Origin of the sequence: Sneathiella sp. P13V-1 (assembly GCF_015143595.1) — a bacterium.
Classification (GTDB): Bacteria; Pseudomonadota; Alphaproteobacteria; order Sneathiellales; family Sneathiellaceae; genus Sneathiella.
The window spans coordinates 1,183,835-1,196,350 of record NZ_WYEU01000001.1 but is presented as its reverse complement, the minus strand read 5'-3'; the positions used below and the strand labels follow the sequence as shown (position 1 = coordinate 1,196,350).

The following is a 12,516-nucleotide window of genomic DNA, read 5'->3' as shown; positions in this document are numbered from 1 at the left end:
CATTTGAATATCCGTGAAAAATGAATGTTTTTCAGCACTTTACCCCTTACCACGAGATCTCATGGTAAAAACTACCTGAAGAACCCGCGCAGGATGGTAAAAACTTTTTTCTTCTTCTACTAGATGTACAACTTTATAAAATCTCTTAATAATTGATTTTGAGACAGAAGAGAGAATCATTCCTTTAAGAATGTTTTTGATCTGATAACCGAATGGCGGAATGCCTACCGTTGCCGGATATCTGAAATCCTGCCCCATTGCCAGATCCCATGGGGTGCTGAAAATCTTGTTGATACGTTTGAAGAACTTGGTCCGGATTTCGCGAATAGCCGCGCTATCCGTTCCCCCAGCATCCGTAAATAACAGACTTAGATCTCTAACGGACATAAATGCCACCGTCATCCCCTGTCCAAATAGTGGGTTGAGGCTAACATTACTATCTCCTACCGGGATAATGCCATCTGGGAAGTTATCCATGCGGTCGTAGTGGCGACGAATACTGGAAGGAAACTTGTGGAGACTGATTTCCGTAACAAACTCGGCTTCCTTTATGGCTTCATATACATCTGGTTTTGGAAGGTTTTTGGCAAATTCCAAAAACCCCGCCTGATCGGAGGGTGGATGGTCATTGTGATAGCCCGCCAAAGTCAGCAACCAAGTATCATTTTCAACACGCACCAACGTGCAACCCTTAATCTCGTCGGGCCCTGTTGGATATATTAACAAGCTGGTCCACTTACGGGCCGGGTCAGTAGGTAATTTCAACAGGCAGCTTGCATATCCAAGATCCACCCGCGTTTCTGATACCGGAACGTCACCAAACCCGTGACTACTTAACCATTTTGGTAGGGGTGTTCCCCGCCCCATAGCATCGATTACAAGATCCGCCGCGATATCTTCCAGATCCCCTTCGGATGATTTGATCCTCACCCCGGTAATACGATTGGAAGATGGATCAAACAGAAAATCCTGATACCGGCTTCTATAGCGGATTTCTACATTCTCCAGTTTTTCCACATTCTCCCGAATACATTCTTCTAAAAGAGGACGGGTTTGAAAATGAATAGGAAGCCCCCCTTCAAAGTCGAGCATCCATCTTTTGTTAAGGTACCATTTCACATCCTGACAAAAATCGGCAGATGGGGCACCTTTGGATTTAAGCTGTTCGGGGAGATTTGGAAAAAGTTCCGTAAGGGCGTCACTTCCCCCTTTAAGCAATCCATGGGTATGTCGTCCCTGTGGGACGCCTTTACGCGGCCCTACGCTTTGTGGCCGGCTATCAGCTTCAATAACAAGAACCTTGTCATATGAGCCTGCAATAGCCTGAGCGGCAGTTAGTCCGGCGACACTTCCCCCGGCGATAATCGCTGTCGACATTGATATAATCCGGTTTCATTAGGCAACTCATCAATCTACCTCAAGGGTACATCTATTAACCATAATTTCAACTGAATACGTGTTTTCAATACGGGCACAAAAAAAGGGCCCGAAGGCCCTTTTTAAATTTTTTGATAGTCGCTTATGCCAGTGCTTCCAGAAGCTGTTCCAGATGATCTTTGTTTTCCTGCGCCTTGCGACGCGTCTCATCATCTTTCGCATCTTCGATATCTTCGGATGCATCCTGAATGCGCTGCTTGAGATCTGAAAGGTCCAGATCAGCCACATGAATGGCTTCCTCAGCAAGAACAGTCATTTTGTCGTCAGCAACCTGTACAAAGCCACCATTTACAAAAATGCGGTCCTTTTCTGCATCCCCTTCAAAGATGGCGATAACGCCAGGGCGCAGTGTGGAAGTAATCGGTGTGTGCCCGGCCATAACGGCAAAGTCGCCTTCAGCGCCTGGCACAACAACCATTTCATACGCATCCGAGAGCAAAAGCTTCTCAGGTGACACCAGATCGAGGGTAACCATATCAGCCATGTTTCGCTCTCCTTACCGGCCGCGTTACGCTGCTTCCGCAGCGAGTTTAGCAGCTTTTTCTTTCACTTCCTCGATGCCACCGCACATGTAGAAGGCAGCTTCAGGAAGATCGTCATATTCACCAGCAACAATCGCTTCAAAAGCATCAATAGTATCTTCGAGTTTCACGAATTTACCAGGTGCTCCGGTGAAGACTTCAGCCACGTGGAATGGCTGTGAGAGGAAACGCTGGATCTTACGGGCACGGGCCACAACCAGTTTATCTTCCTCAGACAGTTCGTCCATGCCCAGAATGGCGATGATGTCTTGCAGTGATTTATAAGTTTGTAGTGTTTCCTGAACCCGACGGGCAACACCGTAGTGACGATCACCAACAACTGCTGGGTCAAGCATACGGGATGTGGAGTCAAGCGGATCCACCGCAGGATAAATACCAAGCTCAGCGATTTGACGAGACAGAACGGTTGTCGCATCAAGGTGAGCAAAGGATGTCGCAGGCGCAGGGTCTGTCAAGTCATCGGCAGGCACGTAAATGGCCTGAACGGACGTAATAGAACCTTTGTTTGTTGATGTAATACGTTCCTGCAGCGCACCCATGTCAGTGGCCAGTGTTGGCTGGTAACCCACCGCAGAAGGGATACGACCGAGAAGCGCAGACACCTCAGAACCGGCCTGTGTGAAACGGAAGATGTTATCAACGAAGAACAACACGTCCTGACCTTCCTGATCACGGAAATATTCCGCAATTGTCAGACCGGACAGAGCCACACGAGCACGCGCTCCTGGAGGCTCGTTCATCTGACCGTATACGAGGGCCACTTTAGATTTGTCGCCTTCGAGGTCGATAATGCCACCTTCGATCATTTCGTAGTAAAGGTCGTTACCCTCACGAGTACGTTCACCAACACCGGCGAAAACGGAGTAACCACCGTGACCCATGGCAACGTTGTTGATCAGTTCCATAATCAGAACTGTTTTACCAACACCCGCACCACCGAACAGACCAATCTTACCACCTTTCGCGTATGGTGCGAGAAGGTCCACAACCTTAATACCTGTTACCAGGATTTCAGCTTCTGTAGACTGATCAGCAAAGTCAGGGGCTTCGTTGTGAATTGGAGCAGTCAGTTTCGCGTTTACAGGACCGCGTTCGTCAACCGGTTCACCCACAACGTTCAGAATACGACCCAGAGTTTCTGGACCAACTGGCATCTGAATTGCGTCGCCAGTGTCATGTACTTCCTGTCCACGAACCAGACCTTCAGATGCGTCCATGGCGATCGTACGTACAGTATTCTCACCAAGGTGCTGCGCAACTTCCAATACCAGACGCTGACCATTGTTATCAGTATGTAGAGCGTTCAGAATAGCAGGCAATTCGCCTTCAAACTGAACGTCAACGACGGCACCCATCACCTGGGTAATTTTGCCGACAGACTTATTCGCCATTTTAATGCTCCCTAAAGGGTCACTTCATTCTTCAACAAACTGGGACGAGGCTTAGAGAGCCTCGGCACCAGAGATAATTTCAATCAATTCGCTCGTAATCGCAGCCTGACGCTCACGGTTATATTGCAAGGTCAGTCGGTCGATCATATCACCGGCATTCCGTGTCGCGTTATCCATAGCGCTCATCCGGGCACCCTGCTCAGACGCAGAATTTTCCAGAAGTGCCTTATAGACCTGCACAGAGATGTTCCGTGGCAGCAGATCAGCCAGAATTTCTTCTTCTTCCGGCTCGTAATCATAATCGATTTCGCTTTCTTCACCCTCAGATTTCTCTGGGATAGAAGCCGGGATCAACTGCTGTTCAGTTACTTCCTGTGTCAGAACAGAAACGAATTTGGCGTAGAAAATTGTACATACGTCATATTCGTCTTCGTCAAACATTGACAGGGCACGTTGTGCAATCGGCTGCGCATCCGCAAAACCAATTTTCTTGGATCCAGAAAGATCCACCAGATCAATGATCTTGTCACCAAAGCGGCGCTTCAGAGCGTCCCGGCCTTTTTTACCAACACAAAGGATTTTAACATCCTTGCCTTGGGCAGTCAGGCTTTCAGCTTTCTGTGCGGCGGCCTTCGCGATGGAGCTGTTAAAGCCACCGCAGAGACCGCGTTCACCTGTGGCAACAATCAGCAGATGACGCTGATCGGAACCGTTACCCTGAAGAAGACGTGGTCCCTCGCGGCCTTCAAGGCCGGCGGCAAGAGACACCATCATGCCTTCCATGCGTTCCGCGTAAGGGCGGGCCGCATTTGCAGCTTCTTCAGCGTGACGCAGTTTCGCCGCAGCCACCATTTTCATGGCTTTGGTGATTTTCTGCGTCGAGGTGACGCTGGTGATCCGATTTTTGAGTTCTTTAAGGTTCGCCATCCGAGGCTACCCCCTTTTTAAGCTCAAAGGTTACGCAAAAGTGGTTGTGAAGCTATCCAGAATGCTGTGCAGCTTCTCTTCGCTGTCGCCAGACAACGCAGCTTCGTCACGGATCGTGTCGAGCAGATCCTGATGCTTAGCGTGCATTTCTGTCAGCAGCTGTTTTTCAAAGTCGCCAACCTGTGAAACTTCGATGCGGTCAAGGTAGCCTTTCACGCCGGAGAAGATCACAACAACCTGCTCTTCCATAGTCAATGGAGAGTATTGAGGCTGTTTCAGCAGTTCAGTCAAACGCGCGCCACGAGCCAGCAGTTTCTGAGTGGACGCATCCAGATCAGAACCGAACTGAGCAAAGGCAGCCATCTCACGATACTGAGCCAGTTCCAGTTTAATGGTACCAGCAACCTGCTTCATGGCTTTTGTCTGAGCTGAGGAGCCCACACGAGACACGGACAGACCCACGTTAATCGCCGGACGAATACCCTGATAGAACAATTCTGTTTCCAGGAAGATCTGACCGTCGGTAATGGAGATCACGTTTGTCGGAATGTAGGCAGACACGTCACCAGCCTGAGTTTCAATAACTGGCAGAGCTGTCATAGAGCCAAGGCCGTTATCTTCGTTCAGTTTCGCGGAACGTTCCAGCAGACGAGAGTGAAGATAGAAAACGTCACCTGGGTAAGCTTCACGTCCTGGAGGACGACGCAGCAGCAGGGACATCTGACGATATGCAACAGCCTGTTTGGAAAGATCATCATAAATGATCAGGGAGTGCATACCATTGTCACGGAAGTATTCAGCCATCGCACAACCAGTAAATGGCGCAAGATACTGAAGAGGAGCCGGGTCGGAAGCAGTCGCTGCAACAACGATGGAGTATTCCATCGCACCGTTTTCCTCCAGAGTTTTAACAACCTGGGCAACAGTGGAGCGTTTCTGACCAACAACAACATAAACGCAGTAAAGTTTTTTGCTTTCGTCGTCACCGGCATTCAGAGGCTTCTGGTTCAGGATGGCGTCAACAGCAACCGCTGTTTTACCTGTCTGACGGTCGCCAATGATCAGCTCACGCTGACCACGTCCAATAGGAACAAGGCTGTCGACTGATTTCAGGCCGGTCATCATTGGCTCATGCACAGACTTACGTGGCATGATACCAGGAGCTTTCACGTCAACACGGCGGTTTTCAGAACCTTCGATTGGACCCTTGCCATCGATCGGGTTACCCAGACCGTCAACAACACGACCAAGCAGGCCTTTACCAACCTGTGTTTCAACGATGGCGCCTGTACGTTTAACCGTGTCACCTTCTTTAATGTCACGGTCGGAACCGAAGATCACGGCACCAACGTTGTCGGCTTCCAGGTTAAGGGCCAGACCCTTAATTCCACCTGGGAATTCAACCATCTCACCAGCCTGAATGTTATCCAGACCGTAAATACGTGCAACACCGTCACCTACGGACAGCACCTGACCAACTTCTGAAACTTCAGCCTGCGTATCAAAGCCCGCAATCTGTTGTTTAAGAATTTCGGAAATTTCTGCGGCGCGGATGTCCATCACCCAACCCCTTTCATGGCAAACTTAAGATTTTGAAGTTTGGTTCTAATCGAGCTATCGATCATACGCGAACCGACTTTGACCACCAGACCACCGATCAGGCTTTCGTCAATTTCGGCTTCGACAGCGACGTCACTCCCTATGGCTGTCTTCAACTCTTTAGAAAGAGCATCCAACTGCTTCTGAGTGAGCTTCTTGGCAGATTTTACAGAGGCGACCACCTCACCGCGTTCCGCGGAAAGAAGACGACCAAATGCGTCAATCATACCACCAAGCGCGAACAAGCGGCGATTTTGCGCCACCGTCCCGACAAAGCGACGAACCAGATCACTGACACCGAGCATTTCAAGAACGGCCAAGATGGCACGCTCCTGATCATCGCGACTAACCAGTGGGCTACGGATGAGACGTGCGAGATCCGCACTCTCTTCCATTGATGTTTTGATCGTGGCCAAATCGGCAGCAACAGCGTCCAATTGCTTCGCATCGGAAGCAAGTTCGAACAGAGCTGTCGCGTAGCGGCCAGCGATACCAGAAACTTTTGCGTTCACAGCTGACAAGGAAAGATCCCCAAGCCTGAAAAAAATGACGCATCAGGCGTCAATTGAAAAATTCGATTACCCCACCACGACAGGCCGCCATTCCAGCCCCCCTTTGCAAGGCATCGGGTTATTAGCACAGGGATTTACATGAAGCAATATGCTCTGGTTAAGTTTATTGCCCAAAATTCACCAAATTTTCACGAATGCCACTTTTTGGGCACAGCATCACATGAAATTATAGGGATCAATATCCACCTGAAGGCGTGTTTTAGATGGCAATTTGACCCCTTGCAGCCATTTTTTTAAAATCGGTTGCAAAGAAGTGCTTCGGCTTGCTTTCAAGAGGTAACGAAAACGATGACGCCCTCTTATTAATGAAAGCGGTGCCGGTGCGGGGCCCATAATCATGAAATCACGCCCCTCTGGCGCCCTTCTTGATAATTCCCTCATCACATTTTTGAGCGAATCAGGATCCGGACTGGAGAGAATCACTGATGCCAACCGTCCAAAGGGGGGCATTTCTGCATTTTGACGCGCCTCCACTTCAGATCGGATAAAGGCTTCCTGATCCTCTGAGGCAAGTGCCTGCATCACTGGATGTTCTGGCATATGTGTTTGAAGGAGTACTTTTCCGGGCCGCTCCGCACGACCCGCACGGCCCGCTACTTGCGATAAAAGCTGATAGGTTCGCTCCGACGCGCGAAGGTCACCGCCAGCGAGGCCAAGGTCAGCATCGACCACCCCGACAAGTGTCAGGTTCGGGAAATGATAGCCTTTCGCCACTATTTGTGTCCCGAGCAACAGATTAATACGCCCCTCGCTCATGGCATCGACAAATTCAGCGGCAGCGGCAGGCCCGGTAATGGTGTCACTGGCCACCATGGCGATTCTTGCATCAGGGAAAAGTCGGGTAGCCTCTTCCGTCAGCCTTTCGATTCCCGGGCCACAAGCCTTAAAACTGTCCTCAGATTCGCAATCCGGGCAATGTTTAGGCATTTTGGCGCTATACCCACAATGATGACATTGTAATCGGCGTGACAACCGATGCTCGACGAGCCAAGCACTGCAATGCGGGCATTGCAGTCGGAAACCGCAGGTATCACACAATGTGAGCGGGGCATATCCACGGCGGTTGAGGAACAACATTGCTTGCTGACCTGATTCCAATGTCTGCCGCACCGCTTGTTCCAACGGTTCTGAAATCCAGCATTGCGCCCCCGGCTTGTTCTCCTTCAGATCAATCAGTTCCACCGCAGGAAGGGACGCCCCGCCAAATCGCGACGGCATATGGATATGACGATATTTACCTGCTTCGGTATTTGTAATCGTCTCAAGTGAGGGTGTCGCAGAGGCCAGGATAACAGGATGATGCCCTACCTGTCCCCGTACCACGGCCATGTCCCGCGCGTTATAAGCCACCCCTTCATCCTGCTTGAAGGTAGCCTCATGCTCCTCGTCCACAACAATGAAGCCCAAATTGATAAAAGGGAGAAATAGGGCCGACCGGGCCCCGACAACAACTTTGGCATCCCCTTCCAACACAGCCCGCCAGGCTTTTTTTCGGGCGCCGGATCCCAAATCCGAATGCCACTCCACAGGCTTCACGCCGAAGCGCTCCTCAAAACGCGTGAGCCATTGCGACGACAAGGCGATTTCCGGCAGGAGAATTAATGCCTGCTTCCCCTGCCGCAACGATTCGGCGATGCCTTCAAAATAAACTTCGGTTTTACCTGATCCCGTAACCCCTTCCAACAAAGAGACCTGAAAAGTCCCGTCTGCCACATCCCCTACAATCAGATCAGCGGCTTTTTTCTGATCTTCGGACAGATCTACTTTATCGGTAATTTCTTTCGGGGTCTTGAAGGCCGATTTCACCTCCATCAACTCGGCGCGCAAGACACCTTGTGCTTCCAGTCCTTTCACGACAGAACTGCTGACACCGGCAAGTTCAGTGATTTCAGACATGGTGCGTGCAATACCACCTTCCAAAGCCTTCAACACCCGTTGACGTGCAGCAGTCGAACGGTCAGGCATTTTTCCGGTTTGCCGATATCCTTTTTTGGGGACAGGTGGATAGAGCGCATCGGGCACACTCATGCTCATCCGTAAAATGCGCCCCGGGGCCTGCATCGTATATTTGGCGACCCATTCGATAAACTGACGTGCCACAGCTGGCAAGGCCGGGGTTGGTAGAACTTCTATAATGTCACGAAGTCGATCCGCGGCCACTTCCAGTTCAGGCTCCAGCTGCCAAACCACACCTACAACTTCTCGTGGTCCCAACGGGACTTTCACAAACATACCTTCTTCGACCCGCAGATGGGACGGAACAGAATAGTCGTAACATCCCCCTTTCGCCATGGGGAGCTGAACACGAATAATCTGCACATCAAAAAGAGCGTTCATGTTGCTTTAAGTCAGGCCTTTGCTACAGTAATTTTAGAAGTTGCGTTGAGGGCATATGCTGTTACAACTCCTAATCCATAAAGTGGGCGGAGCCAAATGTTTCCTGAAGCAACATGGAAAACCAGCGCGCCTGTGGAATAATCCGGGATGGCTGATGCCCCCGAAATTGCAGAGATAGCAGAATGAAATTTTTTGTAGATACCGCAGATACAGAAGAAATTCGCGAATTGTCCGATACGGGTCTTCTGGACGGTGTAACAACCAATCCCTCCCTTGTTGCCAAAACTGGCCGTGATTTCATCGAAGTCATCAAAGAAATCTGTGACATCGTTGATGGTCCGGTAAGTGCCGAAGTTGGTGCCACCGATTATGAAACCATGCTGGAAGAAGGCAAACGCCTTGCAGGTATCGCCGAAAATGTTGCCGTGAAAGTCCCGCTGACAATGGCCGGCCTTAAAACATGTTCACAGCTGGTAAAGCAGGGCACGCAAGTCAACGTCACTTTGTGCTTCTCACCAGCGCAGGCGATTTTGGCGGCCAAAGCCGGTGCCACATATATCTCACCATTCGTTGGTCGTCTGGATGACATCGGACAGGATGGCATGAACCTGATCGGTGATATTGTTCAGATCTATAACAACTACACGAACCTGAACACCGAAGTCCTTGTGGCCTCCATCCGCAACCCGATGCATATCGTCAATGCAGGTCTGATGGGCGCTGATGTTTGCACCATCCCACCACAGGTTCTGAAACAGCTGATCTCTCATCCGCTGACAGATAAAGGCCTTGCCGCCTTTATGGCGGATTGGGAAAAATCTGGTCAGAAAATCCTCTGATAGAAGGCAGATCGCCGTGGCTAAAGATCGTAAAATCAGTGAAACAAAAACTGCTGAAACGTCACTGACGGAAGATCAGGTACGTAAATGGCTGATAGAAAACCCGGATTTCCTATCAGAAAATAACGATCTTTTTGCTGCCAACCTGCCAGAAGCCCGTGTTTCTGAAGAAGGGGTTGTAAATATGCAATCCTTTCTTCTGGAAAAGCTGCAAAAAGAAACACGGGATCTTAAATCCCTGCAAGGGGATCTGGTTGCCGCCGCGCGTGGGAACCTGCATACCCAAAGCATCGTTCATCGTTCCATCCTCGAAATTCTGGAAGCCACCAGTTTCGGGCAATTTGTTCATATCCTGACGCAAGACCTGCCTGATGTTCTGGAAGTTGATGTGATCACCCTTTGCATCGAAGACAGCCCTATCCGTTTTCCGGATATGACGGGATTGCAACGCCTGAAAGCGGGCAGCGTGGATCGAGTATACTGGCCTGAGAACAAGATCGTCATGCGCGATGATGCCCCCACATCAAAGGCCGTCTTTGGACCGGCGAAAGATCTGGTTCGCTCCGATTGCCTTATTCGGCTTGATGTTCCTGCTTTGCAAGCAGGGGCCATTCTCGGCATCGGTAGCCGGGATAAAGATCATTTCCATTATGATCAGGGGACAGAGCTGATTGAGTTTTTCGCAAGCTGCACTGAATCCCTTCTGCGCCTATGGATTGAAAACGGCGCCGGGTAAGCTCATGCCGGAACCCGCCTCCTCGACATCAACTTTGGATGCGGCATTTGTCCGATGGATAGACTGGCTGCGCCTTGAAAAGAGGGTCAGCCCCCACACGCTGGAAGCCTATGATCGAGACGTCCGAGAATTTCTGGGATTTCTATCCGGTCATTTTGGGAAAGAACTCTCCTTAGAGGATCTCAACACCTTAAAAGCCGCAGACATTCGTGCTTTTTTAGCGGTGCGGAAACGGGATGGTCTGGCACAAAGCTCTCTGGCACGGGTTCTCTCCTCCGTAAAGAGCTTTTTCAAGAAACTGGAAAAAGACAAAATCATTCACGTCCCGGCCCTTTCAACTCTGCGGTCCCCAAAAATCCCGGCAAGCCTTCCAAGGCCCTTAACCGAAGCGGATAGCAAAAAACTGCTGGCGACGTTGGAGCTTAACCCCGATGACGATGAGTGGGTCATCGCACAGGATGTGGCCCTCTTCACCCTGCTTTACGGTGCCGGCCTTCGCATTAACGAGGCCCTTTCGCTCAACATTTCAGATCGGCCGAAGGGGGACAGCATGTCTTTGGTGGGGAAAGGCGGTAAAGAGCGTCTGGTTCCCATCCTGCCTGTGATTTTAAGCGCAATGGAAGAGCATCTTGCCCTTCTCCCTTTTTCAAAAGAAGCAGAGGACCCCTTATTTCGAGGGAAAAGAGGCGGCCGCTTAGGTGCCCGGCAGGTTCAACAAAAACTGCAAAACCTGCGCCGGCAACTGGGTCTTCCTGAAACAGCCACTCCCCATGCGCTTCGCCACAGCTTCGCAACCCATCTGTTGGGCGCAGGTGGCGATCTTCGAACCATTCAGGAATTGTTGGGCCACGCGTCCTTGTCTATCACACAACGATACACGGATCTGGACACGGAAAAGCTGCTGGAAACTTACCGCAAATCGCACCCAAAATCCTGATCAACGTGTCATTCGAAGGGCAAATGGTCCAATCAGGGACACCGCCCCCATGGAAATGAAAACCATGGCCCATGCACCGGCATCCTGATGCCCGCCTCCACTTTCCAGAATGATACCCGCGGCAACCGGCCCCAGCATTGCCCCGGCAAATCCGAAGAAAGAATGAACCGCCATGGTGGACCCCCGCGAATCCGAGGAGGCCGCCAGAACAGCTCCTGACGTGATGGATGATGAATCGGCTGTGACGAAAGTGCCGTAGAGAATGGCGATGGCTGCCACCAGCATAAACGGCCATCCGCTGGAGAGGCCCAACAGAATAGAAAGCGCAAATCCAGTCATCATCAAAATGAGAATGGCAGGTGTTCGTCCGATCTTAAGGGCCAACTCGTTCCCCATGACACTTGCAGGCAATCCCATAAAAATCACAATGGTCGCAACAACACTTACATCCATCCAAGCGGGCGCTGCGCTATTGACCGCGGCAAACGCCAGAAACGCCACGATGAAAGACCGCATGGCCATCAATTCCCACGAATGACAGAAGTAGCTGACCACATATCCCATGGATTTGCGGTTTTTAAGGACGGGCAGATAATTGAAAAGCTCCCGCCACCCTCTTGGGGAGGGATGAGGTGTGGACCGTGTCACAAGAAGCGTCATGATTAACGCAACAGGTGGTCCGAATATGGCAGAGTTTACGGCCGCTTCTACCCCAAGCCATGTCTCCACCTGTCCGATTAAAAGAAAAGACAGCGCGGATCCTGTTGAAAAACAGGCGGTGTAGAAGGCAATCCCACGTGCATGAGACGCTGCTTGCAACCGATCCGTCAGCATCCGAAGACCGGGCATGTAAGTGCAAGCCAGCGATGCCCCTGATATAAAGCGCCAGGGCAGAGAAGTAACAAATCCATCTGCAAAAAAAGCAAATCCGATGGCACCAACAAGCGCCATAAACAATCCAAACAGGACAATTTTACGGGCGTCAATTCGATCTGTCAGAGTGGAAGCAAAAACCCCAAACAGGGTAATTCCCAAAAAGAAGGATCCGTTGACCCAGCCCGCTTCTGATCCAGTGATCTGCCACGCTTCAAAATAATAGGGAAGAAGTGCCGGAAAGGTGGCGAAGGGGGTCATGGTCAGGACTTCTGCAATACACAGAACAGTGATCAAACTTGCAGGCTTCATGTCCCCCCTCAATA

The 12,516-nt window shown here is 50.6% G+C and carries 11 protein-coding genes; 3 read left to right on the top strand and 8 right to left on the bottom strand.

Annotation, left to right across the window (positions count from 1 at the left end):
• Positions 1-39 precede the first annotated feature (39 nt).
• From GUA87_RS05770 to GUA87_RS05740, 7 genes are all read right to left on the bottom strand, one after another.
• The gene (locus GUA87_RS05770) at positions 40-1,377 is read right to left on the bottom strand and encodes an FAD-dependent oxidoreductase (RefSeq protein WP_193715544.1); all 1,338 of its coding nucleotides are present in this window, start codon (positions 1,375-1,377) and stop codon (positions 40-42) included.
• A gap of 142 nt (positions 1,378-1,519) precedes the next feature.
• Positions 1,520-1,921 carry a F0F1 ATP synthase subunit epsilon gene (locus tag GUA87_RS05765; RefSeq protein WP_193715543.1) on the bottom strand — a complete coding sequence of 134 codons (402 nt, stop codon included), beginning with the start codon at positions 1,919-1,921 and terminating at the stop codon, positions 1,520-1,522.
• 24 nt (positions 1,922-1,945) lie between these two features.
• On the bottom strand, positions 1,946-3,370 hold the full coding sequence (atpD, locus tag GUA87_RS05760; protein ID WP_193715542.1) for a F0F1 ATP synthase subunit beta: 1,425 nt from the start codon (positions 3,368-3,370) through the stop codon (positions 1,946-1,948).
• A 51-nt stretch (positions 3,371-3,421) separates the two neighbouring features.
• Positions 3,422-4,297: a F0F1 ATP synthase subunit gamma gene (locus GUA87_RS05755; protein WP_193715541.1), complete on the bottom strand. Its 876-nt coding sequence runs from the start codon at positions 4,295-4,297 to the stop codon at positions 3,422-3,424.
• Positions 4,298-4,327: 30 nt separating this feature from the next.
• Entirely contained in the window at positions 4,328-5,857 is a 1,530-nt protein-coding gene (atpA, locus tag GUA87_RS05750) for a F0F1 ATP synthase subunit alpha (protein WP_193715540.1), read from the bottom strand.
• Complete coding sequence (locus tag GUA87_RS05745; protein ID WP_193715539.1) at positions 5,857-6,417, bottom strand: F0F1 ATP synthase subunit delta; 561 nt, start codon at positions 6,415-6,417, stop codon at positions 5,857-5,859. The genes atpA and GUA87_RS05745 overlap by 1 nt, the downstream gene beginning before the upstream one ends.
• A 207-nt stretch (positions 6,418-6,624) precedes the next feature.
• On the bottom strand, positions 6,625-8,805 hold the full coding sequence (locus GUA87_RS05740; RefSeq protein ID WP_193715538.1) for a primosomal protein N': 2,181 nt from the start codon (positions 8,803-8,805) through the stop codon (positions 6,625-6,627).
• A gap of 182 nt (positions 8,806-8,987) precedes the next feature.
• Between GUA87_RS05740 and fsa the strand changes: the two genes are divergently transcribed.
• The 3 genes from fsa to GUA87_RS05725 are packed head-to-tail and all read left to right on the top strand — an operon-like array spanning position 8,988 to position 11,317.
• Complete coding sequence (gene fsa / locus GUA87_RS05735; protein WP_193715537.1) at positions 8,988-9,644, top strand: fructose-6-phosphate aldolase; 657 nt, start codon at positions 8,988-8,990, stop codon at positions 9,642-9,644.
• A 16-nt stretch (positions 9,645-9,660) separates the two neighbouring features.
• Positions 9,661-10,380, top strand: coding sequence for a DUF484 family protein (locus GUA87_RS05730; protein WP_193715536.1), 720 nt, complete (start codon positions 9,661-9,663; stop codon positions 10,378-10,380).
• Complete coding sequence (locus GUA87_RS05725; RefSeq protein WP_321575876.1) at positions 10,316-11,317, top strand: tyrosine recombinase XerC; 1,002 nt, start codon at positions 10,316-10,318, stop codon at positions 11,315-11,317. The genes GUA87_RS05730 and GUA87_RS05725 overlap by 65 nt, the downstream gene beginning before the upstream one ends.
• On the opposite strand, the gene GUA87_RS05720 is transcribed toward GUA87_RS05725, so the two are convergent.
• Complete coding sequence (locus tag GUA87_RS05720) at positions 11,318-12,502, bottom strand: MFS transporter (RefSeq protein WP_193715535.1); 1,185 nt, start codon at positions 12,500-12,502, stop codon at positions 11,318-11,320. It lies immediately after the preceding gene.
• Between the last annotated feature and the right edge of the window lie 14 nt (positions 12,503-12,516).